The sequence below is a fragment of the Paradesulfitobacterium ferrireducens genome (assembly GCF_017310645.1).
GTDB classification, from domain to species: Bacteria; Bacillota; Desulfitobacteriia; order Desulfitobacteriales; family Desulfitobacteriaceae; genus Paradesulfitobacterium; species Paradesulfitobacterium ferrireducens.
Map to the genome: position 1 here is coordinate 18,267 of NZ_JAFLRH010000009.1, position 23,709 is coordinate 41,975.

24 protein-coding genes and 1 riboswitch are annotated in these 23,709 nt (G+C 47.5%); of the genes, 14 read left to right on the plus strand and 10 right to left on the minus strand.

Features of this window, described 5'->3' with window-relative positions; translation table 11 throughout:
• Positions 1-96 precede the first annotated feature (96 nt).
• Positions 97-283, minus strand: a riboswitch (cobalamin riboswitch).
• Between the two features lie 52 nt (positions 284-335).
• A complete protein-coding gene (locus J0X21_RS03345; RefSeq protein WP_206810721.1) occupies positions 336-1,616 on the minus strand; it encodes an Nramp family divalent metal transporter in 1,281 nt (426 codons plus the stop codon).
• A gap of 294 nt (positions 1,617-1,910) precedes the next feature.
• On the opposite strand from J0X21_RS03345, the gene J0X21_RS03350 reads away from it, so the two are divergent.
• The 3 genes from J0X21_RS03350 to J0X21_RS03360 all read left to right on the plus strand — a co-directional run bounded on the left by J0X21_RS03350 (position 1,911) and on the right by J0X21_RS03360 (position 4,610).
• Positions 1,911-2,984, plus strand: a complete 1,074-nt coding sequence (locus tag J0X21_RS03350; RefSeq protein ID WP_209011277.1) for an HD-GYP domain-containing protein — start codon at positions 1,911-1,913, stop codon at positions 2,982-2,984.
• Between the two features lie 100 nt (positions 2,985-3,084).
• Positions 3,085-4,194: a ParM/StbA family protein gene (locus J0X21_RS03355; protein ID WP_206810722.1), complete on the plus strand. Its 1,110-nt coding sequence runs from the start codon at positions 3,085-3,087 to the stop codon at positions 4,192-4,194.
• Entirely contained in the window at positions 4,191-4,610 is a 420-nt protein-coding gene (locus J0X21_RS03360; RefSeq protein WP_206810724.1) for a hypothetical protein, read from the plus strand. The genes J0X21_RS03355 and J0X21_RS03360 overlap by 4 nt, the downstream gene beginning before the upstream one ends.
• Positions 4,611-4,697: 87 nt before the next feature.
• On the opposite strand, the gene J0X21_RS03365 is transcribed toward J0X21_RS03360, so the two are convergent.
• Entirely contained in the window at positions 4,698-5,081 is a 384-nt protein-coding gene (locus J0X21_RS03365) for a hypothetical protein (protein ID WP_206810725.1), read from the minus strand.
• A gap of 217 nt (positions 5,082-5,298) precedes the next feature.
• On the opposite strand from J0X21_RS03365, the gene J0X21_RS03370 reads away from it, so the two are divergent.
• The 3 genes from J0X21_RS03370 to J0X21_RS03375 all read left to right on the plus strand — a co-directional run bounded on the left by J0X21_RS03370 (position 5,299) and on the right by J0X21_RS03375 (position 7,663).
• The gene (locus tag J0X21_RS03370) at positions 5,299-5,784 is read left to right on the plus strand and encodes a rhodanese-like domain-containing protein (RefSeq protein ID WP_206810726.1); all 486 of its coding nucleotides are present in this window, start codon (positions 5,299-5,301) and stop codon (positions 5,782-5,784) included.
• A 228-nt stretch (positions 5,785-6,012) separates the two neighbouring features.
• Entirely contained in the window at positions 6,013-6,207 is a 195-nt protein-coding gene (locus tag J0X21_RS16035) for an ATP-binding cassette domain-containing protein (RefSeq protein ID WP_328812171.1), read from the plus strand.
• A 175-nt stretch (positions 6,208-6,382) separates the two neighbouring features.
• Positions 6,383-7,663 (plus strand): MFS transporter, encoded by a 1,281-nt coding sequence (locus tag J0X21_RS03375; protein WP_206810727.1) that lies wholly within the window; start codon positions 6,383-6,385, stop codon positions 7,661-7,663.
• A 98-nt stretch (positions 7,664-7,761) separates the two neighbouring features.
• On the opposite strand, the gene J0X21_RS03380 is transcribed toward J0X21_RS03375, so the two are convergent.
• From J0X21_RS03380 to J0X21_RS03395, 4 genes are all read right to left on the minus strand, one after another.
• Positions 7,762-7,968, minus strand: a complete 207-nt coding sequence (locus J0X21_RS03380) for an alpha/beta-type small acid-soluble spore protein (RefSeq protein WP_206810728.1) — start codon at positions 7,966-7,968, stop codon at positions 7,762-7,764.
• A 143-nt stretch (positions 7,969-8,111) separates the two neighbouring features.
• Positions 8,112-8,576 (minus strand): YbjN domain-containing protein, encoded by a 465-nt coding sequence (locus J0X21_RS03385; RefSeq protein ID WP_206810729.1) that lies wholly within the window; start codon positions 8,574-8,576, stop codon positions 8,112-8,114.
• Between the two features lie 360 nt (positions 8,577-8,936).
• Complete coding sequence (locus tag J0X21_RS03390; protein WP_206810730.1) at positions 8,937-10,592, minus strand: HD domain-containing phosphohydrolase; 1,656 nt, start codon at positions 10,590-10,592, stop codon at positions 8,937-8,939.
• Positions 10,593-10,748: 156 nt separating this feature from the next.
• Positions 10,749-12,602, minus strand: a complete 1,854-nt coding sequence (locus J0X21_RS03395) for a divergent polysaccharide deacetylase family protein (protein WP_206810731.1) — start codon at positions 12,600-12,602, stop codon at positions 10,749-10,751.
• Between the two features lie 186 nt (positions 12,603-12,788).
• On the opposite strand from J0X21_RS03395, the gene J0X21_RS03400 reads away from it, so the two are divergent.
• On the plus strand, positions 12,789-13,289 hold the full coding sequence (locus J0X21_RS03400; protein WP_206810733.1) for a spore coat protein: 501 nt from the start codon (positions 12,789-12,791) through the stop codon (positions 13,287-13,289).
• A gap of 496 nt (positions 13,290-13,785) precedes the next feature.
• Here the strand turns inward: J0X21_RS03400 and J0X21_RS03405 are convergent, their stop codons facing one another.
• Complete coding sequence (locus J0X21_RS03405; protein ID WP_206810735.1) at positions 13,786-14,355, minus strand: hypothetical protein; 570 nt, start codon at positions 14,353-14,355, stop codon at positions 13,786-13,788.
• A 202-nt stretch (positions 14,356-14,557) separates the two neighbouring features.
• Between J0X21_RS03405 and J0X21_RS03410 the strand changes: the two genes are divergently transcribed.
• Positions 14,558-15,133, plus strand: a complete 576-nt coding sequence (locus tag J0X21_RS03410; protein WP_206810737.1) for a flavin reductase family protein — start codon at positions 14,558-14,560, stop codon at positions 15,131-15,133.
• 173 nt (positions 15,134-15,306) lie between these two features.
• Here the strand turns inward: J0X21_RS03410 and J0X21_RS03415 are convergent, their stop codons facing one another.
• Together J0X21_RS03415 and J0X21_RS03420 are read right to left on the minus strand one after the other, a co-directional pair.
• Positions 15,307-17,286 carry a TRAP transporter permease gene (locus J0X21_RS03415; RefSeq protein ID WP_206810739.1) on the minus strand — a complete coding sequence of 660 codons (1,980 nt, stop codon included), beginning with the start codon at positions 17,284-17,286 and terminating at the stop codon, positions 15,307-15,309.
• A 12-nt stretch (positions 17,287-17,298) separates the two neighbouring features.
• Entirely contained in the window at positions 17,299-18,297 is a 999-nt protein-coding gene (locus J0X21_RS03420; protein WP_206810740.1) for a TAXI family TRAP transporter solute-binding subunit, read from the minus strand.
• 380 nt (positions 18,298-18,677) lie between these two features.
• On the opposite strand from J0X21_RS03420, the gene J0X21_RS03425 reads away from it, so the two are divergent.
• The 5 genes from J0X21_RS03425 to J0X21_RS03445 are packed head-to-tail and all read left to right on the plus strand — an operon-like array spanning position 18,678 to position 21,644.
• On the plus strand, positions 18,678-18,992 hold the full coding sequence (locus J0X21_RS03425) for a heavy metal-binding domain-containing protein (RefSeq protein ID WP_206810742.1): 315 nt from the start codon (positions 18,678-18,680) through the stop codon (positions 18,990-18,992).
• 20 nt (positions 18,993-19,012) lie between these two features.
• A complete protein-coding gene (locus J0X21_RS03430) occupies positions 19,013-19,630 on the plus strand; it encodes a LysE/ArgO family amino acid transporter (RefSeq protein ID WP_407947623.1) in 618 nt (205 codons plus the stop codon).
• Positions 19,631-19,679: 49 nt separating this feature from the next.
• On the plus strand, positions 19,680-20,573 hold the full coding sequence (locus tag J0X21_RS03435) for an EamA family transporter (RefSeq protein ID WP_206810748.1): 894 nt from the start codon (positions 19,680-19,682) through the stop codon (positions 20,571-20,573).
• Positions 20,570-21,415: a flavodoxin family protein gene (locus J0X21_RS03440; RefSeq protein WP_206810750.1), complete on the plus strand. Its 846-nt coding sequence runs from the start codon at positions 20,570-20,572 to the stop codon at positions 21,413-21,415. Before J0X21_RS03435 ends, J0X21_RS03440 begins: the two co-directional genes overlap by 4 nt.
• Positions 21,416-21,470: 55 nt before the next feature.
• The gene (locus J0X21_RS03445; RefSeq protein ID WP_206810752.1) at positions 21,471-21,644 is read left to right on the plus strand and encodes a DUF1540 domain-containing protein; all 174 of its coding nucleotides are present in this window, start codon (positions 21,471-21,473) and stop codon (positions 21,642-21,644) included.
• Between the two features lie 69 nt (positions 21,645-21,713).
• Here J0X21_RS03445 and J0X21_RS16040 read toward each other — a convergent pair whose 3' ends face one another.
• The gene (locus J0X21_RS16040) at positions 21,714-22,079 is read right to left on the minus strand and encodes a TM2 domain-containing protein (protein ID WP_206810753.1); all 366 of its coding nucleotides are present in this window, start codon (positions 22,077-22,079) and stop codon (positions 21,714-21,716) included.
• 170 nt (positions 22,080-22,249) lie between these two features.
• Here J0X21_RS16040 and cls point away from each other — a divergent pair, with 170 nt between their 5' ends.
• Complete coding sequence (cls, locus tag J0X21_RS03455) at positions 22,250-23,683, plus strand: cardiolipin synthase (protein ID WP_268939338.1); 1,434 nt, start codon at positions 22,250-22,252, stop codon at positions 23,681-23,683.
• Positions 23,684-23,709 lie beyond the last annotated feature (26 nt).

A 23,709-nucleotide genomic window follows, 5' to 3' on the forward strand; every position in this document is an offset into this window, starting at 1 on the left:
TTTTTGGCAAATTTAATTTATGGAAAAAATAAAAAGTCCTAACCACTTGTGTGGTCGGGACTTTGCCTTCATCACCGCTGCTCCCCCCTGCAGGGGAAGACTTATTCGCTTCAGGCAGGTCTTCTGGCTTTCGCTTCCTCGCTTCACCGCGCCTTCCCAGCATAGAGCCAGTGGCATCATGCGGCAGCTCAGCGTTTACAGTGGTGGGTCCGCGCCGGCTCATACTAACGTATTCCGGACTTCCCTATTCTCCCCGCAGGGCACCTGTAACAAAGTGCGTTATTTGATTTGTCCATAGCATAGCACAGACTGAATGACCTGGCAAGAGGTTTTTCTTATGTGGTAAAGGTCAAATACAGCAAGAGCGCATTCAAACTAAGGATCAAAGACACGATGACCGCACCGACGACATTGGTGAGCGGGCGGTTTGCCATCGCTCCCATAATATCTTTGCGGCCGGTAATGAGTAAAAGTGGAATAATGGCCGCCGGAAGCGCAAAGCTTAACGTCACTTGGCTAATGATTAAGATTTTCATGGGGTTAAACCCTAAGGCCAGCAAGACAAGGGCAGGAATTAAGGTTATAATCCGCCTTAGATTCACCGGGAGGTCAAGGCCGATAAAGCCTTTCATCATGCACTCCCCGGCCATGGCGCCCACCGTGGAAGAAGAGAGCCCGGATGCGAGCAGGGCCAGGCCGAAGGCGCCGCTTGAAAGATTTCCCAATAATGGGGTCAGGGAACGGTGTGCATCCTCAATGGAATCTACTGGGAGCCCTTGGGAGTAGAAGACAGAGGCAGCCACGACGACCATGGCAGCATTGACGAGGAAGGCAATATTCATCGCCAGGATGATATCGACTCTTTCCATGCGAAAATGCCTTTGTGCCTCCTCAAGATCATCGCTTTGACGGCGGACTTTTACTAATTCGGAATGAAGGAAAATCACGTGGGGCATCACGGTGGCTCCCAGCATGCCGGAAGCAACCAGGACACTGTTCGGCCCCAGGCTGGGTATGAGTGTGTGATAGGCGACTTGTGTCCAGTCCGGTTTGGCTAAAAACACTTCGATCAAATACGAGATTCCGATCACCGCAACCAAAGTAACAACGATCCGTTCCACCACGTGCTGGCCAAAGCGCTGCATGTACACAATAATAAATGTTACCCCTATGGTCAGAAGTCCTGAAAGGAGCAGGGGAATGTGAAATAAGAGGTAGAACCCTAAAGTAGCTCCCAAGAATTCGGCCATATAGGTCGCAATGGCTGCCAAGAGCATGACCGTCCACAGGAGGGTGTTTACCGGCTTGCTAAAGATACGCCCGCACTGAGTCGCCAGGTCTACTCCGGTCACAATTCCTAACTTGGCCGAAAGTGTCTGTAAAAAGATAGCCATCAAGTTGCTCCATAAAACAACCCAGATGAGGGTATAGTTGAAGTTTGAACCTCCGCTTATGTTCGTCGCGAAATTGCCGGGGTCAATGTACGCAACACTGACAATAAATGCGGGACCTAAGTAACGGGCCAAAGCTTTTAACTTAGTGATGGATTTTTCCCGTTTTAACTGAAGTGGCACTGCCACATTTTGTACTAAGAGGGGATTCATGCCGTCACTCATGCAGTTCCCTCCTTGTGGTCCAAGTTATCATGTAGAACCACCGCCTCTCTGTGCTCTTTACTAAATCTCTTATCTAACCTATGGAATTAGAGTCAAGGAGGTGTAGTCTTGGAGTATGGAAAGTTATGACAAGGCTTTTTTCATTTTCCTGCCGAAGTGCAGGATTTTGTGCTTAAAGAGAGAATAAGACAATAAAGTGTTAATAACAGTATGGGGCATTTTTACACTACTTTGAGTAAAATTGCACAAAATCAGGACTCAAACTATAGGACTAAGGAGTAGAGGGGGATTGGGATGAAGCTTATATTGAAGCCGATACCGGCAGGAAGCTTTAGAATTGGCGATCCTGCACCCCTTGATTTATTTGATGCTCAGGGCAAACTTCTCCTTGCCAGAGGCCAGATTGTAAAAGCATCGACCTTTGAACTCCTGTGCGCGCGTCAGATCTATGTTTTAGAATATGAATGCACCACCGCTACCAAGGTTCAAAGGTTTCCTACTGAAATTTACCGCAATATTCTCGGGTTCATGCAGCGTATTTTCTATGATGCCAGCCTGGTTAGTCCGGAACGCCTGGAGCAGACCATGCTGACGGTCGAGAACATCCTGAGGGAACTGGGACGCCAGGAACGGACGTATATCAGCTTTAACGAATTCCGTACCTATGACAACAATACCTATGTGCACTCGGTCAATGTATCTCTCTTGGCGACCTTAATCGGCCAGGAGATGAATTTTCGCGGGCATGAGCTTAAACTGATTGCCTGTTCCGGCTTGCTCCATGATCTGGGGAAATTAAGCGTTCCCCTGGAGATATTAAACAAGCCTTCAGAATTAACAAGCACTGAGTTTGCTTTAGTGCGTGAGCATACCCTAAAAGGGGTGGACTTATTAAGGCAGGCAAATGCTCCGCTTGAACTGGTGGGAGCCATCCGCAGCCATCATGAACGATGGGAAGGTCATGGATACCCGCAAGGGCTGCGCCAACGGGCGATTCCGGAAATTGCCCGCATCATTGCGGTGGCTGATGTCTTTGATGCCCTGACGGCAGACCGTCCCTACCGGGCCGGACTTCCGCCTTATCATGTGCTGGAAATGATCATGGCCGGAGCCGGGGTGGATTTTGATCCGGAAGTGGTAATGGCTCTTTGGCGTTGTCTGATTCTCTATCCGGAAAATTCCGTCGTTAAATTGAATACGGGAGAAATCGGAATGGTAATCGCCATCCCGAAAAACTTTCCGACTCGTCCCCTCATTCGCATCCTCTTTGACCGCTATGGCAATTACGTGTCCCGCGAGGAAACGGTAGATTTGCTGAAGGACCTGACCCGTTTTGTTATTTCCGTGGATTTTCAATGTGTTTCATAAATTCCCCCCTGTCAGTTTGTTGTATTTTAGTGTAAAATATGGTTTGATTAAAGATAAAATAAACGGATTGTCAATAATGCTGGATTGAGGGGGAAAAATTGTGTTCGAAAATGATATCCTGATCGCTGGGGGAGACCCTGGATTCGGAGCGATTAAACTGGATGCCGGGGATTCCAAGGTTTTATTTCCGGCAGTCATCTGCAAAGGGAATGAACGTATTTTCTCTACCTTAGGGAATGCTTCCGTGCATAAGGGATCTGATCTGGAAACACAAATCTCCTCGCTGGATGTAATCGTCAAAAATAATTCAACCGGAATTGAACGTCATTATTTCATGGGCAGTTTAGCGGAAAGTTTAAACCCGAATGAGGCCCATTATTGCTGGGATGAGGATAAATCCACGGATGAAGAGGCCACAGCCTTACTGGTCGTGGCGATTGCTTTGGCCCAGCAGGGCCCTAAATCCAATGTTTATCTGGGTACCGGAGTGCCGGTTAAATACTATGCCAGTCTGAAAGACCGTTATGAATCTGAGTTGAAAGGTTCTTTCTCGGTGACTTTCCGATCCGGGCCGCGGGCCGGGGAGACCCGTCACCTGAATATTCTTCGTTCCCGCGTCCTCCCTCAAAGCTACGGGGTGTTTATTAAGGAAACCTTAAATGAATATGGGATTCCTACCAGCCCCAAATTATTCGGAGGGTATGTCGTTGTGATTGACCCGGGTTTCCGTACCACTGATGTAGCGACTTTCTATGACGGAGTAATGCTCGATCCCCCGAATTCTTTCAGTCTTGAGAAAGGGTTAAGATGGGCTTATACCGGAGTGGCGGAAAAGCTGAAAGAAATGACGGCCAGCCATCTCAATCCCTTGGAGACGAATGACCAGGAGTTGGACAAGATCTTCCGCGTCAATGGAGGCCAATTTCCCTGGAACAACGGGGCCATTAATTTAAACCCTATCATGAAAATGATGCTCAAACAGTTAGGGACAGATATTGGACGGGAAGTGAAAAAGACTTTGAAACCCATGATGGGGAAAATCCATACCGTGCTTGTGGCCGGCAAAGTGGGAGAAATGATCTTTGAGCACCTGGAATTTGAAAACAAGGTTTTAATCAATGATCCCCAGTTTGGCAATGCCACCGGGTTTCGGATCATGGCCGCCAACATGGTCAATAACTTAACGAAGAAGGCGAACCCAGGCGCATGATGTCGGGAGAACCGTTTTTACCTTTATATTTTGAAGAAGAGGATCAAGACCTATGGCAGGTCTTGGCGTCAATCCCGCCGGAAAACCGGGCCGGGGTGGTTAAAACTGCCTTGCGTCAGGCCTTTAGTTTAAACCATGAGAATTTGAACCGCGATCATGTAAGTGACGAAAGAATAGGCCATAATCATGTTAGTGTAGATAGAGTAGAGCATGATGTGGAATTTACCTTGGAAGACTTGTTTGTACCTGCCGCTTCCGCTTCTGCTGAAAATCAGCAAGAAGCAGTTCGCTCCGATGCCGGGCCGGCCGCTGGACATATAGACAGTTTATCTCCGTGGGATAACCTGCTGTATAATATCATCGGCACCGAAGATGATGAAGCAGTTATTGCAGCCATACAAAAATCCGCCTTATAGCAAGCAAGGCGGATTTTGATTTTAGTCTTAAATTCGAATTAAGTGTTCCCATAAACAAGCACAAGAATTAAGGAATATTTTGGAGAATTAAAGCTCTGCCTGAACACGACTATACAATCTGAACAGCTCTTGTAATCCCCACTCTTGATATTTGGAACCGAGAATCATTACTTTTTGAGCGGCAGGCCATCCATTCACAAGTCCGAAATTCTGTTCCACATATTCAATTCCCAGCCTGGTCAATTTACAGAGACTTAGGATAACCCCCATGGGGACGGATTCATTCTCATCTCCCCAGATCAGGTGCACATCTCCGATCAGCTCCTCATCCTGAAGCTTTTTGAGGGCAAAATTAAAAGTTTCTACCTCCATTCCTAATGAAGCCGCGCTAATATGATTAAAGTTAGGTAAATCTCTCTGGTATTCAGTATAAAGCGCAAGCAGGACTTGCTGCTTGGTATCTGGTTTCAAGCGCAACACCCTCCGGGTTTCAGTATTATCTTAATATTTCGCCAACCAACTTTGAATTCCTTCTCTCTGATTCGACAAAATCCGTAGCAATACGCAAAATGAGTAGTATCAGGGAATATTCGCGAAGGTGGTTGCTCCATGGCAGAAGTTAGGATATACTAACCTGGAAAGAGTTCAATAGAATCTCTTTTTAGAACAATTATAAGAGGGGAAAGATATGGCGCGGAGACCCAAACGGGGGTACATATTAGCAGCCACGGTATTGCTTATCCTGGTGTCGGTAACGGGATGTGCCGGTTCTCCGCCTGTTTCTGCGCTTCAAAATCAGCCGGATCTCGCCAAAGAAACAACCTTAAAGGAAGCAGCCAAGGATTACTTTGCCAATATTCCCTCGAGTTACAATTTGATTGACGGCCCCGGACTTAAGGCCAAGATGGAGCACCCTGAAAGAATTTATCTTGTTGATATCCGTAAGCCTGAAGATTTTGCTGTTGGCCATATCCTGGGGGCGGTTAACATTCCGTTTAACGAGATGGGCCAACGGTTTGATTCTCTTCCTAAAGATAAAGAAATTATTGTTTACTGCTATTCCGGGCAAACATCCGGCCAGGCAATTGCCGTTCTGCAGATGAACGGGTTTAACGCGCTGTCCCTCCTGGGCGGTTTTCCGGAATGGTCAAAAAGTTTTCCGGTCACGAAATAAAAACGACTAAACAATCAACCGAACAAAGAAGATAATGGTATATTCAAAGCGCCTGAAATGAGGGCGCTTTTTAAGTGTGAGCATAGACGGGATTAGAGAAGTTCTTTCCTGACATACTCACTACGATACTAACAGTCCGAACTATCAAGAACATCAACGGTTCGCTGCGGTCAAAGTTTATCAAGATGCGGGGCATACATTGACAAAAGAGCCGGAAAAGTACCCAAGGTGCAAAAGTTAATCCTAGACATGGGGTTGGAGGAAGTACAGGACCACTTCCCTGGGCAGTTAAGCGGAGGCCAGCGCCAGCGGGTTGCCTTGGCCCGGGCTCTGAGCCTGGTGCAACTTTTAGGCTTTTCGGAGAGGGGCTGGCCGGCCACCTCTGGATCAGTACCTACCGGGTGGTGCAGAAGTATATTTTAACTCTGTTTATGTGTTCTTTTCTGCCCGCAAGCCGGGAATTTTGACCGTTAAGGGGAATATGCTGGCTTGGTAAGCACCAAGTTTATATAATAAAGGCAGGAATGGAGAGATTCACTGCGAATAATATATAGAAAATATTCTAAAGATAGAAAATATTAAGAATGGGGGGCTGATTATGGCGGAGGGGGCAAACCGCAGGGTTGACCATAATAGACGTTTAGAGAATACCCAGGTTTTATTAATACTGTTTACAGGGGTTCTGGTTGTTTTGGGGTCTCTGGGGTTTGGCCGTTTCAGTATGGCTTTGATTCTGCCCAGCATGCAGTCCGGTTTGGGCTTAAGCCACTCTGAGATGGGTATCGTGGTGACGGCAGCCTTTCTCGGCTATCTATCTTTCAGCTTAGGCTCCGGAATCGCCGCGTCGTCCTGGGGACCGCGCAAGGTTATTGCTATCTCTTTGCTGGTGGAGGGAGTATCCTTGCTGGCAACTGCTTGGGGAAATGGATTTTGGTGGCCGCTGTTATGGCTGGCATTAGCCGGGGTAGGAATGGCAGGGGCCAATGTGCCGGTAATGGGGATGGTGAGTGCCTGGGTACCCCCGCAGCGAAGGGGATTGGCTTCCGGACTATTAGTAAGCGGATCAGGGTTTGGGCTCTTAATCAATGGGTACATGATTCCCCGCTGGTTAAATCAAGCGGGGGGTGAAGGGTGGCGTTCTGCTTGGCTGGGGCTGGGTGTGATGGTTGTGATCATCGGGGTCTGGTCCGGCTTGATGTTGCGCGACCGCCCTGGAAATACCAATAATACTAATTCAGCGGAGGGTAAGGATAAAAAAGAAAGTATCTGGGTCCAAATCTATCGAATCTGGCAGTCAAAGCCTGTGTTGCGCAGGTTGGGGTTAATCTATTTTGCCTTTGGTTTTTCTTATGTGATTTTTACTACTTTCTTTGGCGCCTATCTAACGGAAACCCGGGGTTGGAGCACTGTTGCTGCCGGGCGCCTTTGGTCCTGGGTGGGAATATTTAGCCTGGGCAGCGGGTTTTTATGGGGCTGGGTTTCCGACCGCCTGGGCCGGCGCTGGGGTTTGTTTTTAGTTTATTTGTTGCACGGAACATGTTTGGTGAGTTTTGCCGTTCTGCCCTGGGATGCCGGGATTGCCATCGCAGCCCTAATTTACGGGCTAAGTATTTTTAGTATTCCGGCAATTATGAATGCAGCTTGTGGGGACGAAGTGGGACCAAAACTGGCTCCGAGTGCTTTCGGGGCAGTAACCGTAGCTTTCGGTCTGGGACAAATGGCTGCCCCCGCGGTGGCCGGAGTGATGTTGGATTGGGGCTGGGGCATGGTTGAAAATCTGTGGTTATCAGCGGCAGTGGCCTTTCTGGGAGCGTTGGGGGCACTCTTCCTCCATGTTCCATTTTTCAGCCGGGTCAAACAGCGGGCAGAGGCAAAATAATAAGGGTAAGGAAGCTAGACGCACTAATACGTACTGCGGTAAAGTGAGAGGGATATCCAAAATGGATATCCCTCTGCTTTTCAACGATAGGAAATGTGTTAGATGCGGGTACCCCTCTTCAGGTTCTCTTCAGCAAATTGGATCATGCGTTTGGTCATCATACCACCGACAGAACCATTTTCACGGCTTGTGCGGTCACCACCGAGTTGGACTCCAAGTTCGTTGGCAATTTCATATTTGAATTGATCCAACGACTGCTCAGCGCCTTGTGATGCCGGTTGGTTAGTGCTTCTTTCTCCTGCCATGATTGGGTCCCTCCTTTAGAGTTTTGGATGTATTGGAGACGTTCTTATTATTTGTTATTACGTTAAACTTACTCAGGTAATTGTTGTGACATAAGTATGGGATAACCAAATTTGGTTTTATTATCATGTTGATAAAGCGTTTTTTAACCGTTTGCTGCCTGAGTATCACAAAAGCGGATGGATTCTTCCGGAGTTAGATCGTGATAAATGATTTCGATGAGGCCGGGATAATAATTATCAAAGCTTTGAACTGCGTTCCAAATAAGGTTTTGAATCTGTTCTTTAGAGGGATCGGCTCCGGATAAGTCCAGATAGGTTCGAAAACGGATTTCCCCGTCTTCCATGTCCATTTCAAAATTACCGTTGGCTAGCTCATAATTTACCCGGTTCATAAATTCACACACTTCGAGATGCTTAAGGGGTGGAACCCTTAACTTGATATGGGTATTGCACAGGAGAGACTCTTGCTCATCATCAACAATTAAAAAAGAATAAAAAGATGCATTCACGCCGCGAATTTCAAGCCGGACAATCTGATTCTTTACATCGGTTTCATAGTTCCAGCCGTCTTCCGTCAGAACGGAACATAAGATTTCGAAGAGGGACATCCTTACTCACTCCCTATTGTATTTTTTCTCAAAACAGATTCTGTAATGGAAAAGTTCCACATTTTCCTAATAATTCCTGCTGCCAATGGTATCTGAATGAAATTTTTTCAACCATACTAACAAAGATATCGAATTTAGGCTTGAAAAGAGGGAATGAAGAAATGACCACCATTAATAACTGTGAAATGTGTATCAATAATTACGGTAAAGAATTACATGAGTCCGGTTTTAGTGATCCGCAAATTGTAGAAATCTTGGCAGTGATAGATTTGGTTGGGTCGATGAACCATTTTAATAACGGAATGTTGATTAAACCTCCGAGATAGGATTAAAGAAGCGCCCTTAGGCGCTTCTTTAATCCTAAACCGCTGTCAGCGGGACCCGGTTCATCTGAGTTTCACTGGAGGCGGAGATGCAGGTGACCAGTAGGGGACGAGGAATGGAGAGGAAGACTTCAACCATTTCCGGATCAAACTGCTTGCCGGCTCCACGCTGGAGTTCTCTAAGCGCATCATCAAGTGAAAGCGCTTTGCGGTAGGCCCGATCAGAGGTCATGGCATCAAATGCATCCGCGATGGCCATCACTCTTGCCCCGGGAAGAATATCTGTTCCCTTCAGACCCAGAGGATAACCTTTGCCATCCCAGCGTTCGTGATGTTCCAGTACCATTTCCGCGATTCCAAGTTTTACATAGAACGGGATTCGCAGCAAAATATCGAAACTGCCCTGACTGTGGGTTTTCATAATTTCATATTCCTCAGGGGTTAAAGGTCCGGGCTTGTTCAAGATTTGCTCCGGTACCCCGATTTTCCCTACATCATGCATCAAACTGGCGCGCAAAACATTCTCGGCTTCGAGTGAAGGCCAATTCAGATGCTGAGCCAGCAGGTGGGCATAAATGGACACGCGCTCGGAATGGTGACGGGTATAAGGGTCGCGCGCATCTAAAGTGGTAGTTAAAGTGGTGATCACATCGCGTAAAAGTTCCTGTAATTCTTCCGTCACTTTATCAAAAGCCTGTGCGACTTCTCCGATTTCGTCAAACCGAACGCGCATGGGAGGAAAATCACGCCAGCAGGCCCCCTGCTCAATGGCTCGAATTCTCTGCAGCAGCACGTCTATTGGCTTAGTAAGGCGATAAACATAATACAGTACCCCTAAAATGGCTAAACCAAGAAAGAGAAAAGTTACCCAAGCGATTTCTAAAGACAGCCGGTGCACTTCACCCAAGGCCGTTTCAGAATCTTGGGAAACAACGGCGAGCCAGCCAACTTCCGGAATCTTGGTTTGACTGACGATTTGATCTTTTTGTAATTCATTAATAAATTGGGAGGAATAAGCGCTTACCGGAGGGACGTTGGGATTTTCCGGTTTAAGCAGAAAGTGTCCCAAGGGATCGACCAACCATAAATTCACATTAGTTGAAATGGCGATTTTCTCCTGCAGGCTTTTGCGCAATGAATCACGGGTCAGGTCTGCGGCCAGAACCCCAACCAGATTGCCGTCCTCATCCCGAACCACTGTCGAGAACGTAATCATATCTTCCCCGGTGACAGTGTCCGGGTAAATTTCACTGACGGATACTCCGGGATTAACTAAAGCCCGGTGGTACCAGTCGCGCAAGCGTGCGTCATAAATGGCCGGAAGCTTACTGATATCTTCCCCGGGACTGCTGTTAAGAATTTTCCCGGTGTTAGTGTCGGCTATATAAACTCTTTTCCAATGAGCCATCAAACCATATAACTGTTCAAGATGCTGTTGCCGGAGGGACGGCTCCCAGAGATCTGCCGAGGCTGCAGCGACAGCTAGGGCTTGTTCCTCCGTCTCTACAAAACGTTTGACTTCCGTCTGCACTAAGCTGCCGACATGAGCATTATGGGACAAGGCTTGTTCGGTCATGGCCGCACTGACGCGTTGATCCACGAGATATCCCACGAGGAGCAATGGCACCAGAACCAAAAGGCCGGTAAACAATAGAAGTTGTCCGCGCAGCTTTATCCGAAAACGTGGGGGCACGTGCTAACCTCCCAAATGACACCAATCTTGGTCCAAAGTTTATTCATTCGACGTAATAACTTGAAAATCCTACGTCCACCTGAATTAAACTCGAATTTCATTATCATATGGGAGTGATATCAACAGATTTATATAACATAGCAGAAGTAGTCGAAATTAGTGAGTAAGCAATTCCGAAAGCGGAACAATTTGAATCCTTTCTTTAGCAAATTCCGGGAGCAGCTCTTGAATGGCTTGCGCCGTGTATGGGCCTTGAGGGCCCACATGCCCAATCCCGATTGCTTTTCCATATTTTTTGGCAGTTGCGATTAAGAGACGGAGTTGTTTTTTAATAGAACTAAGATTCGAGGAGTTATCCAGAAAGATGTCGCGCCGTCCCCAGGGGAGGCCGGCTTTTTCAGCCGCCTTTGCTAAGAGAGAGGATTCACTCGTCCGGCTGTCCAACACAAAAAGGTTGCGCTCCTGGGCGATCTTTACGATTTCCCCGGCAATCGCCGTATTTTCACTCCCTTTGGAGCCCATGTGATTACTGATTCCGACGGCATAGGGAACACTGTCTAAGCCTTGAGCGAGCCGCCGCTGCAATTCCTCACTGCTTAATCCGGTGTATAGCGCTCCCGGTCCCAACCACTCCGGACGGCCGCCTTTGGCTTCAAGGGGCATGTGTAAGATGATTTCATGACCTTTGGCATGCAAGAGCTCGGCTTCTTCGCGGGAAAAAAGCATATTCGGCATCACGGCAGCAGTAAATGGGACATTGGTATTTAACATTTCTTTCGTTCCCGGGTTGTTGATTCCAAAATCATCAATGACCAGGGCGACTTTGCCTATCACCGGAGCGGAGGTAAAGGTATGGTCCAAGATGACGTGGCCGCCAATAGAATCGGCAAATTGACCGTCAATCAGAATGCGAACCCCTTGGATTCCGGGCAGCTGGGTTGTTGACCAAACCAGAGAGTTGACGGTCATGTCTTCCGCCAGGGCCCCCCCGGGGAATTGATCCCGAATTTCGCGGCTTAAGTTAATCGTGGCTACCTGATTATTAATTTCGACCGAAAGGACTTGGGTTTGCGGCGGAATGACCTGAGCATGTGCAGCTAAGGCAGGGCCTTTAATCAGCTCGTTCAGGATAAACGCTGCCTTAGCCGCCAGGGGCTGGTCACTCCATTGCGTCCCTTGGGCTTGGCGTTCTTCAGCGGCCAGATCATCCCAGGCGTTTGTCGGGTAATAAAGTCTAAATGTTTCCGCAGTTGCAGGTATTGGGCCGGAGTTCTTGGATAAGGCCGGAGTGCTTTCCGGAACCCCATGGGGAAAATCGCTAAAGTAACGGTCAATGCCAACTGCGATGGCTTGGGCAACAGAGTCTTTATAGGTGTCATTCAATAAAAGTTTGCGCTCCTTGGAGTTGGATAGGAACCCGATTTCCACTATAACCGCCGGCATGGTGGTCTGGTTGATTAGATAGTAATCCCCGGGCTTGGCTTTGCGCTTATTTTCGGGTTGAGCCGTGCGGAGCGCATCTTGAATCCGTTCGGCCAAGGCCTGACCCGAGGAGGATTTTAAGTGATAGTATGTCTCCATACCATACGAGTTGCGCTGGGGGAAACTATTGGTATGGATGCTGATGAAAAGATCGGCATTATGGCTTGAAGCCAGTTTTACCCTCTGGTTGAGTTCGATTCTTTTAGCCATTTGGCCGCTCACTTTCCCGGGTGCAAAAAAATCCGTATCTGAGTCACGGGTCAGGATGACTTGGCATCCTTGCTGCTCTAAGACTGTACGCAGGCGCAGGGCAACGTCGAGGTTAATATCCTTTTCCCGAATGCCGCCGTACTGGGCACCGGGATCCTTGCCGCCGTGCCCCGGGTCAATCACAATAACCTTATCTTTTATTCCGGTTCCCCAAACCGCCAGCCGCCCAAAAGAAGCTATCAAGAGCATGAGCCCGATAGAGCCAGCCAGGATAAGCAGGTGACGGGGAATAATGAAAATAATTGGCCGTTTCCGCATGAATCATTCTCCTCTCAGCACACTAACCCAAAACTATGTATATTTAAGAAAGCAGCCAGACTGAACTGAATCAATTGATTTTTATCCGGTTGTTTCACCGGAGATTTACTTTCAGATTGGTATAAAAAATTGGCCCAGGAAAGAAACTAGAGCAGAGTATAAAAATCGCGACTGGAGGTGCTTTAATTGACCATCAAACTTAGTCAAAAAGAAAGAATGCTGCTTCAAGATCAGAAGACCCATGAGGAAACCTGTATTCAGAAATATACCCGTTATACCAATGAGGCCCAGGACCAGGCACTTAAACAAATGTTTACCCAACATGCCAATCATGAAAGACAACATTATGATACCTTAAACCAGATTCTCAGCGGACAGGTTCCCAATATCCAGCAAAATCAGCAACAAGGACAGCAAGGGCAAGCCCAACAAGGACAACAGGCGCAGCAGGGAATGGCTAAATCTACCCAAGGGGCCCAGGGCGGCTATAATCAAAATGATGCTCAAATGGTCAATGATATGTTAATGACCGAAAAATATGTGTCCGGTACTTATGACACCGTAATTTTCGAAAGTACCAACAGTGCCGTACGCCAAGCACTAAACCACATACAAAAAGAAGAACAGCAGCATGGGGAAGATCTGTTTAATTACATGCAGGCTCATGGGATGTACAACGTGCAATGAGTAATATGAGTACTGATAATTAAGCAGTTTTATAAGGCAATAACGCTGAGCCGCAACCGGGTCGTATGTTATTGCGAGCAATAGCAAAAGGTAATTGGAGACTTGCATGTTTCCAATTACCCTAATTTTTACTTGAGCTTCTTCAGGAGATCTGACTCGACCTCGCTATATTTCTTGTCGATTTCATTTTGAATTTGTTTTTCCAAATCGGCAATAATTTGAAGTTTCTGGGAGTCAAGCTCTTGTTTATATTGGTTCTTATAGCTTTCAAGCTCTTGAATCTTTTGCCTCGTGTAGTCCTGGCTGTATTGGGAGAGATTGCTGCTGATATCCTGAAGGTACAGTTAATTATAGGCGTTAATATCATTTTCTAAATTAGCGGCGGCCCTGTCTAAATCGCTGTTGGTCTGAGTGACATTAGGGGTAACCAGAGCCGTTATTTTTTCTTTTAGAGAATTCACAAGGTGGTTACAAAAGGAGAATCAAGGGGATTTTATTAGGAATCTTTTGGGAGAATTTTTTCCACTAAGCCCCAACTATTGCGGGTCACTGCTGTTTTGATGCGATACCCATTCTTGTCCCGGTAGAAATGGTACAGGTGTTTGCGCCGTTCGTAATCTCGGGGAGCAATTCCTGCAATAATGCGGTTAACTTTGGTACTATGATGCAATACTTTTTCCAGGTTTTTCAGGCAGACGGAGCCAATTCCCCGGTCACTGATGTCTTGCATCTGAATGTCTTCAATCTCGCACAGATTGCGCTCATCATCCAGTCTGATCAGGAAATTGTCATATATTTTATTTTGAAAGAAAATAAGTATTTTAATTAAACGGGGATAACCCTCTTTCTCCAGACAGAACAGCTGAAAGCAGTCTTCCGTTACTTTGGCGATTCGGCTCCGCGGTTGAGGGACAGCGGACACTTCATCTATAAAAATATAATAATGTTTTTGGCCTTGAACCGCATTTATTAAGGATGTCAGGTATTCCAGCGCGTGCCCGGCATTTTCCCGCCCCCGGGTTAGTGCTTCGATCTTAAGTTCCAAAAAAAGTGTAATCGGATTCAATCCTCAAGCCACCTTCATAAAGGTTTTTCCTTTGCCTCTATCTGCATAATTTCCTAATTATTAATCCTGGCTCCTGGTTCCCGGCTCCTGCTGACCCATGATCTAATAGTAACATAAATATCCTGATTAGTGGAAGACTATTCATGTAATGGTAAATTCATAGTATAATAAGTATTAATATGTGTAGTCGCGAAAGGGGATGATGATTATTAAGAAAGTTGCGACAAGACCTGCCCCGGTTTTATTTCCGGTGCCAACGGTTCTCGTTACCTCCCAAATAGAGGGCGGGGAGCCCAATATGGTTACAATTGCCTGGACAGGAATTATGTGCTCAGAACCGCCGGTTGTGTATATTGGAGTGAACCCAATCCGGTATTCTCATAGCCTTATCAAAGAGTCCGGGGAATATGTGATCAACATCCCGACTGTGACCCAGGTGAAGGAAGTTGACTTTTGCGGGGTAGTTTCAGGGAAAAAGGTGAATAAGTTTAAGGAGACCGGACTAACTCCGGTGCCGGCGAGCCAAGTCAAGGCACCGCTGATCGCGGAATGCCCAGTGAATATAGAGTGCCGGGTAAGACAAACCCTGTCTTTGGGGAGTCACGATGTCTTTATTGCGGATGTGGTGGCCATCCATTATAATGAGGACGTTCTGGATGAAAAAGGCCGACCGGATATTGAACGGATTCAGCCGTATGGTTTTAGTCTAAGCGAATATCGTTTGTTGACGGATAAAATCGGATTTCACGGCTATTCTAAAAAAAATAAAAATCGCTAAGCTCTACGAATGTCGCAATCTAACCACTGTCATATGTTAAACATTTCCATCAAATATTCCAGTCAAAACTAAAGTAAAGAGCCGTCCTAAAGGTGAACGGCTCTTTATCGTACTGAACCGAAAGCATATTTTCTTCTGGTGCACTTATCCTCATACAAGTGCAAGCAGCTTAGCTAACCAGAATGTCCGAAAGCATGAGAAGCATTGCTTTTTTGTTTCTTTTGCCATAAAAACACAATCAGAAGTACGGAAAACCCGAATATGTCGGTAATTAAGCCTGGTTTGATCAAACCTAAGGCAGCTGCAGCCAACAACACTCTTTGAACAGTGCTGGTCTTTGTTATTAGATACCCCTGACTCGCTCCTGCCAAGGCGATGACCCCGACGCTGGCGGTAATCGCTGCCAGGAGAATTTCTGTCGGATGGCCTTGAGCGATTAAAGCCGGAGAATAGATCCAAATGAACGGGATGAGGAAACCGGCGATTGCCAAGCGGGCGGCTGTCCATCCCACTTTACTCGGGTTTGCTCCCGCGATTCCGGCGCCGGTGAAAGCAGCCAGAGCGACGGGTGGGGTGACGTTGGAAATGTTACCGAAGTAGAAGACGAACAAGTGAGCAGACAGAGGATCGATTCCGAGTTTAACCAAAGCCGGAGCCACGATGGTTGCCCCCACGATGTAGACAGCGGTTGTTGGCATGCCCATACCAAGAATGATAGCCGTGATCATAGAGAGGATCAAGGTTAGGAGCAGGCTGCCGTGGGCCAAGTCAACCATATTATCTCCGAGGGTGATGCCCAGACTGGTGAGAGAAGATACTCCGACAATGAATCCTACGACCGCAGTGGCGATAGCTACCCCGACACTTCCCTTGGCCCCCATTTCCATGGCCATCAAAATGCCTTTCAAACTCATGCGGGTGCTTTTACGGAGATAGCTGGCCAGAACGGCGATGATGATGCCGTAGAAGGCTGCATAAGTAGGTGTTACTCCTTTAACAAGCAAATAGATTATAGCAATTAACGGTAGGACTAAATGTCCGCGTTCCTTAAGCACTTCTTTCATGGAAGGGAGCTGATCCCGGGGAATTCCGGAGAGTCCGGTTTTCACCGCTTCCAGGTGTACCATGACAAAGACAGCCAGGTAATAGAGGAACGCGGGCAAAAGAGCGGCAATCATGATGTTTTTATACGGGATGTTTAGAAATTCTGCCATAATAAAGGCGGCTGCGCCCATAACCGGTGGCATGATTTGGCCCCCCGTAGAGGAGACCGCCTCCACGGCGCCGGCAAAATGGGGTTTATACCCGACGCTTTTCATTAAGGGAATGGTAAACGCACCGGTCGTAGCCACATTGGCCACGGCACTTCCGTTGATGGTACCCATTAGCCCGCTGGCAAAAACCGCAACTTTAGCGGGTCCGCCCGGAGAAGTGCCGGCCAGAGCCATGGAGGAGTCGTTAATAAATTTGGCCATCCCGGTTTCGCCTAAAAAGGCACCAAAGAGAACAAATAAGAAAATATAGGAGGCAGATACCCCTAAGGCTGTACCGAAGATTCCCTCGGTTCCGAGATACATGTGCTCGATAATCCGTTTGATCGAGAAGCCGCTGTGGCCGAAAGAACCCGGGATATACTCACCTAAATAGGCGTATACCAGAAACAAAAGCCCGAGAATAGGCAGCTCCTTGCCGAGAGCCCTGCGCCCGCCCTCAAATACGACTAAGATTGCCAGAGCGCCGAAGACGTAATCTCTGGTGATAGCCAACCCGCCGCGTGCGGCCAACTGGTCATTGGCAATAAAGATATACGCTCCGACGGCGATACTCAGGATGATGAAACCCCAATCGAAAATGGAGGGAAGGGATTTCATATTCTTTTTGCGAGCAGGGTAGAGCAGGAAGATTAAAACCAGGACAAAGGTTAAATGCGCTGCCCGCATTTTAATGGCTTCCAGGGTGCCGAACCCTGCGGTCCACAGCTGAAATGCGGACCACAGGATAGCAACCGTCGAAACAAGGATAGCCATTTTAGTTTTAGGTGCAAATTTGCGAAATTGCGATTCAGTGTCGTATTTTTCAAGCAGTTCTTGCACCACTTCATCTGAAGCGATTTGATCGGCAGTAATTGGTTTCTTTTTTTCTTGCTCGCTCATAAGGCACCTTCCTTACTTAAGTACCCCTATTTCTTTGAAATATTTTGCAGCACCGGGATGCAACGGGATTGTTCCCATGCCTTTTGGGCCGTTTTCTTTAGTGATCGATTTGGCAGTGGAATGGGCTGCGACTAAGTCAGGAAGGTTTTCATACATCCCCTTGGTCAGTTTGTACACCAAGTCTTCACTGAGGTCGGCTCTGGTCACAAGCAGATTAGCCAGGGCTACTGTTTTGACGTCTTCTGTCTGACCTTTATAGGTGCCGGCCGGAATCGTGTATTCATAATAGAACGGATATTGTTTGATGATTTCCTGGATCATATCCGGCTCGAGTGAGAGTACTTTGACGTCGATTGAGTTGGCCACGTCCATGATAGCGGCTAAAGGACTGGCGCCTGAGAAGTTAGCAGCATCGGCCTGTTTATTTTTAATTAACTCGGCTGCTTCCGTAAAGCCGACATAGTCCGGATTCACGTTTTTGCTATCTTTGTCCCAGAAATTCAGGCCATAAACTCCAAGCACTTCCTTTGAGTTAAACAGGGTCCCGCTGCCGGTAGCGCCTGGCACAAAGCGTTTTCCTTTTAAATCCTTGATGGAGTTGATTCCGGAATCCTTACGCACGACAATCTGGGTCACATTGGGATAAAGCTGGCTGAGCCCGCGCAAATCTTTATACGCCCGGCCTTCAAACGTATCTTTGCCCTCGTAAGCGGAAAATGCGACGTTGGCCATGGTAAAGCCGACTTCCGATTCCTTTTGCTGCAGTAAAGTTATGTTTTTGGCACTGGCTTCCGTAGCCTGCGCAGATGCCCTTACCCCTGTTACTTTATCAGTCCAGACCTTGGCCAAAGCGTTGCCAATGGGATAATAGGCCCCTGAGGTGGTACCGGTTCCGATATTGATTTTTTCCACCTTTCCGGAATCCCCACCGGTCGAAGTGCTGCCACCGCCGCAGCCGGCAAGAGTAAAGGTTAGGAAAGCGGATAGAATTACGGCTACAATCTTTTTCATAAATTTTCTCCTCCCTTTTTAAAACGTCGCTCATAAACCTCTTGAAAAAATAGTAAATTTTCAGTGAACTTGTTTTGCGATTATTCCTCCTTTCTTTTCTGTTTGTCGGATTAGTTTCGTTCCGGAAACAGGAACTACATTCCTTCTATAGACACAGCTATTATAGCGGAACGCAAAGAAAGGTGTCATAATTCACGGGATAAGCGGTCAGATTTCATTGGTGAACGGAAGAATAATACCACTGAACGGTAGTTCATTGTCTGAACTTTTAGAAATGACAGCATGTTATGGATAAATGGAAAGTTTATAAAAATGCAGGGATTCTTGCGCTCTGCAAGTTTATGGTATAGGATAATAAAAAACGAATGGAGGAATAAAGAATGATTTTAACGACTACTCCGAGTATTGAAGGGCGCGAGATTATTACATATCACGGAATCGTAACCGGAGAGGCGATCATGGGCGCGAATGTTGTGCGCGATTTGTTCGCCAGTATTACCGACATTATCGGCGGACGCTCGGGGGCGTATGAAGAGAAACTGCAGGATGCGCGCAACATCGCTTTACAGGAGTTAGAACAGAGGGCTCTGAGACTGGGCGGGAATGCGGTGGTCGGCATTGATCTCGATTATGAAGTGGTCGGGCAAAGCATGTTAATGGTGAGTGCCTCCGGAACTGCAGTCACTGTTAAGTAGCTATAGGGTGCACCATGGTTTTGACTGCGGGGCTTCATGGCATAATCTTAGCCATCGGGCTGATCCTGCCGATCGGCATGCAAAACGGGTTTATCTTATTTCAAGGCGCAGTCCATAAAAGGTGGGTAAATTTATTACCCACCTTAATCACTGCCGGAATGGCCGATACCTTGCTTATCAGCTTAGGGGCAATGGGAGTATCGGCAGCAGCCTTTCATATTACATGGTTCCGTTATCTGATCGGTGTCGTTGGAATCCTGTTTTTACTTTATATGGGCGTGGCCAGTTGGCGCGATCAGGGCGCAGAAGCTGCCGGCCTGACGGATACAGCCTGGCCTCCGCGGCGCCAGATCACTTTCAGTCTCTCTGTATCCCTGCTCAATCCTCATGCCTTAATTGATACTTTGGCCGTGATTGGGGGAAGCGCCTCGGTTTACACTACATTCAGCGAGAGATTTGCTTTTGCAGCAGCCGCAGCCTCTGTGTCCTGGATCTGGTTTTTTCTGCTTTCTTTGATCGGGCATTGGGTTGGGCGCATGGCCTTTCAAAACAGCTTGAAGCTTTTTAACCGGGTATCAGCGGTAATTATGTGGTTATCTGCAGGATATCTGGGTTATCTTATTATCAATTTTCCTTGAATTGCTCTTTATGTTAGATAGTATTCAGGAGTCAGGAGACAGAATTCAGATGTTAAAGACGAATCGGGGCTGGGCCGGGGTAATTCAGGTTGCATCAGCAGCAGTGTTATGGGGAACGTCTGGTACCTTTGCTAAATATCTATTTAATAATGAAATGTCTCCCTATGATTTGGCCCAGGCTAGGGCACTGTTGTCATTTGTGCTGATTAGCCTCTTATTGGCTGTTTTTAAGCGCCAACATCTGGTGCTAAAAAAGAAAGATCTTGCCTATTTTGCAGTCTTTGGCATTCTGGGGTTGGGTGCGGTCCAGCTGACCTATCTCTTAGCGATCAGCCTGACCAACGTAGCGACCGCTATTTTCCTGGAGTACCTGGCGCCGGCCTTGGTGCTTGTCTATGGACTTATGACCAAAACCGAACGTTTCTCCTGGTCTAAAGTCCTAGCCCTGCTGGCAGCAGTGGGGGGAGGGTATCTCATTGTGCGCGGGCAAGGCCGGGGACTGGGAATCACTTTGCCGGGTCTGGGGATGGGTTTGGCTGCCGCGTTTTCCTGGGCTTTCTATACGGTATATGCTCAGTATGGATTGAAGAATTATTCTCCGTGGGCTGTTTTGAACTGGGGGATGGGGTTTGCCTCCCTTGCCTGGGTGCTGTACCAGGCACCCTGGGTCTTATTCATGCGCTATGATCAAACAGCTTGGCTGCAATTTCTTTATATTGCAGTTTTCGCGACCGTGCTTCCGTTTGGATTATATTTTAACGGAATTAAAAAACTTGGGCCTTTTCAGGCGAACTTAATCAGTTCTTTAGAGCCGGTCGTAGGGGCTGTGAGTGCTTTTGTGATCCTGGGGGAAATTCTTAATTCCGTGCAGGTATTTGGAAGCGCTTTAGTGCTCACGGCAGTAATTCTGATTCAAGCCGCAAAAAGAGGAGGAGAAGCATGAAAAAAATCATGGGGATTATCGCATCCCAGCGCAAGCTGGCTAACGGTGAGATCCTGGTTAAAGAAGCGGCAGCTGCCAGCGGAGCCGAGCATGAGCTTGAACTGGTCCGCCTGACGGATTTGAACCTTCAGACCTGCCGCGGATGCTATACTTGTCTGACTCCGGGCAAACCGTGCCCGCTGCCGGACGATCTTTACTTTTTAGCGGCCAAAATCAAGGAAGCGGATGGACTGATCCTCTCTGCTCCTTGTTATGCCTTGGGGCCGTCTGCGGTCGTGAAGCTGTGGGCTGACCGGATTTTGGCCTTGGCTCAAATGGCCGATGATTTTTGGGGTAAACCGTGTGTGGTGATTGGGACAGCGGGGATTAATGGCTGGGAAGGGTATACGTTATCCGGTCTGGTCCAGCTGAGCCGGCTGCTGGGTCTGGATGTCAAGGATGCCCATATGTTTATTGGGGCTTTGCCCGGGGAAGTTTTGGAGAATCAGGACCATATTGAACGCATTAGGCAAATGGGCCGTGCCTTATTCGGGCAAGGACGGGCTGAAAGGCAGGGAGAGTGCCCAACCTGTTGGTCAGACATATGGAAATTTCCTCAACCTGACCGTAAGGTTTGTCCGTTCTGCGGACAGGAGGCCCATCTGGTTTCCGGGCCGGAAGGAGTTCGGTGGGAATTGGACCAACCCGGCCGGCGCTTTGAATATGAAAACCATCAATATCATTTCCGGGAATGGCTTCCCGGGAAAGTGTCCGAGTATCTAAAGCGAAGAAAAGAACTTTCTTTGATTCGAAACCGTTATAAGGGCGAGTACACTTGGGTTTTGCCGGAGCAAAAATCCTGAATAAAAATTATGAAAGTGCACAGTCTAATTTCAGATTGCGAAAGGAGGCTACAAAATGTCTGGAAGAGTGGATCGTTCAAACGAACCCATCAGCCGGGTAAAATGTGTCGTTGATTCTTGCAGTTACTGGCATGCCAATCATTGCCATGCTTCATCCATCGAGGTTCAGCCCCCAAACGCTAGCAACAGTGAGATGACTGACTGTGCAACCTTCGCCCCCAAGATGTAACCGGTCAAAGCCCTCCTTAGCGGGGGCTTTTATTACTACTAATATGATAGTTTAGAGATTATCCCAAGTTCATTTGCTCAATAAGCCATATTTCGATTCGAAAGCTTCATTGCTTAAGCTTAGATAATAGAAGCTTTCTAAGATCCCGATGAGTGCAGGTACAAAGGTCCAACAAAAAATCAGATAGAGCATTCCTTGCCGCGGGCGTTTGAGATAAAATTTATGGACACCGAAAGAGCTAAAAAAGAAAGCGAGCAAGATAACGCGCAAGCGCCGGTCACTGAGGCCGGGAGCAGCTGAACGTACCGGGTTGGTCTGGAAACCGCATTCCGGGCATAAATGGGCTGAAGCGTGGGTTTCCGCCGCCAGGGCTGGAATATCATGTCCGCACAGGGGACATTTTTTCAGGTTGAGAGCCCGTGTCTGTTTGAACACGTTTTGCCTCCTTAGTAGGTAAAGGATCTTTACTACTATTATCTATTCAAACCATTATCTTCCTAGAACTAGAAACAGTTCTGCAGCCAGTCGGCATACTAGTGATGGATAGAACGACTCAGTCCAAAGGAATGGCTTAAAAGGGAGCAGAGAAATAGACTATGCGGGGAATGGCTCTTTATATTGGACTAATCTTTATATTAATTCAACTTATATTAGCGGAAAGTATGATTGTGCTTGAAAACCGGTACCCCGAGAAAACGCGCCGGTGGCTGACAGTGCTGGGAGCACTGCCGGTAGCCGGTTTTCTTCTTTACCTGATCATGGGTTTCTCTGCGCGCCGGGGCAGGCTTTTTCCGGATAAGCATCTTCAAGGGGCCAGGCTAAGACAGGCTGCAGACCGGCAAAAGCGCAAGCTTTCTATGAATAAGACGATGCCGGAGGAAGAGCAATATGCCCCCAAAAGGCTCACAAGGCTTATTCTGACCAATGCCTCCGCTCCGCTAACTGCCAATAATCAAATCACTGTTCTTACCAATGGGCAGAACAAGTTCCGGGTACTCAAACAGGAATTAGAGCAAGCTGTTCAGCACATCCACCTGGAATATTACATTTATCGGGATGATGTGATTGGCAGGGAAATTCAGGATATATTGATTCGAAAACGCCGGCAAGGGGTAGAGGTACGCTTCTTAGTGGATGGGGCGGGCAGCAAGGGTTTGCCGCAATCGTTTTATCAGGACATGGAGCAAGCCGGGATTGAAACCGATGTCTTTTTCCCTGTCCGCTTTCCTTATTTAGGCAGCAGGCTCAATTACCGTAATCACCGCAAAATTGTGATTATCGACGGAAAAACCGCTTTTACAGGCGGGATGAACGTCGGGGATGAATATGTGAACCGTGACCGCAGCCTCGGACTATGGCGGGATACTCATTTAATGATAAAAGGTGAAGCCGTGGCTATGCTTCAGACGGCCTTTCTTAATGACTGGAGTTTTTGCACCAATCGAAAGGTTCAGGGAGCACAATACTATCCCCAACCCGAGCCGGTTGGGCATCAACTCACCCAGATTATTGCGGGGGGTCCGGATGCCTATTGGGATTCAGTCAAACAAGCGTTGTTCAAGGGGATGACCGGTGCACATCAGAGAATCCACATTACGACTCCATATTTAATCCCGGATGAAAGCATGGTGACCCTGCTGCAAACCATGGCTTTAAGCGGGGTGGAAGTGAAATTATTGGTTCAGGGCATCCCTGATCACCGTTTCGTACAGCTGGCATCCCAGTCTTATTTTCAGGAGCTTTTGGAAGCGGGAGTGCAGATTTATACCTATCAAAAGGGGATCCTGCATGCCAAAATTGTGACGGTGGATGAAGACATTGCCTTTGTTGGTACAGCCAACTTCGACATCCGCAGCTTTAAGCTGGATCTGGAAGTGACTGCGGCCATTTATAACCGCGGGATTGTCCAGCGGCTGGAACAGGACTTTACTCATGATTTGCATGAGTCAGAACGGGTGAAATTGGCTCAATTTAAGGAAAGGGGCTTGGCACAAAGAATGATGGAAGCACATGCCAGGCTGATGGCTCCTTTACTTTAAGTTGGTTTGCATTTTATAATGTTACT

Bases quoted from the DNA above. Each gene is read 5' to 3' on its own strand.
- J0X21_RS03345 (WP_206810721.1), bottom strand. From the start codon at position 1,616: ATGAGTGACGGCATGAATCCCCTCTTAGTACAAAATGTGGCAGTGCCA.
- J0X21_RS03350 (WP_209011277.1), top strand. From the start codon at position 1,911: ATGAAGCTTATATTGAAGCCGATACCGGCAGGAAGCTTTAGAATTGGC.
- J0X21_RS03360 (WP_206810724.1), top strand. From the start codon at position 4,191: ATGATGTCGGGAGAACCGTTTTTACCTTTATATTTTGAAGAAGAGGAT.
- J0X21_RS03370 (WP_206810726.1), top strand. From the start codon at position 5,299: ATGGCGCGGAGACCCAAACGGGGGTACATATTAGCAGCCACGGTATTG.
- J0X21_RS03375 (WP_206810727.1), top strand. From the start codon at position 6,383: ATGGCGGAGGGGGCAAACCGCAGGGTTGACCATAATAGACGTTTAGAG.
- J0X21_RS03380 (WP_206810728.1), bottom strand. From the start codon at position 7,968: ATGGCAGGAGAAAGAAGCACTAACCAACCGGCATCACAAGGCGCTGAG.
- J0X21_RS03385 (WP_206810729.1), bottom strand. From the start codon at position 8,576: ATGTCCCTCTTCGAAATCTTATGTTCCGTTCTGACGGAAGACGGCTGG.
- J0X21_RS03395 (WP_206810731.1), bottom strand. From the start codon at position 12,602: ATGCGGAAACGGCCAATTATTTTCATTATTCCCCGTCACCTGCTTATC.
- J0X21_RS03410 (WP_206810737.1), top strand. From the start codon at position 14,558: ATGATTATTAAGAAAGTTGCGACAAGACCTGCCCCGGTTTTATTTCCG.
- J0X21_RS03415 (WP_206810739.1), bottom strand. From the start codon at position 17,286: ATGAGCGAGCAAGAAAAAAAGAAACCAATTACTGCCGATCAAATCGCT.
- J0X21_RS03420 (WP_206810740.1), bottom strand. From the start codon at position 18,297: ATGAAAAAGATTGTAGCCGTAATTCTATCCGCTTTCCTAACCTTTACT.
- J0X21_RS03425 (WP_206810742.1), top strand. From the start codon at position 18,678: ATGATTTTAACGACTACTCCGAGTATTGAAGGGCGCGAGATTATTACA.
- J0X21_RS03435 (WP_206810748.1), top strand. From the start codon at position 19,680: ATGTTAAAGACGAATCGGGGCTGGGCCGGGGTAATTCAGGTTGCATCA.
- J0X21_RS03440 (WP_206810750.1), top strand. From the start codon at position 20,570: ATGAAAAAAATCATGGGGATTATCGCATCCCAGCGCAAGCTGGCTAAC.
- J0X21_RS03445 (WP_206810752.1), top strand. From the start codon at position 21,471: ATGTCTGGAAGAGTGGATCGTTCAAACGAACCCATCAGCCGGGTAAAA.
- cls (WP_268939338.1), top strand. From the start codon at position 22,250: ATGGCTCTTTATATTGGACTAATCTTTATATTAATTCAACTTATATTA.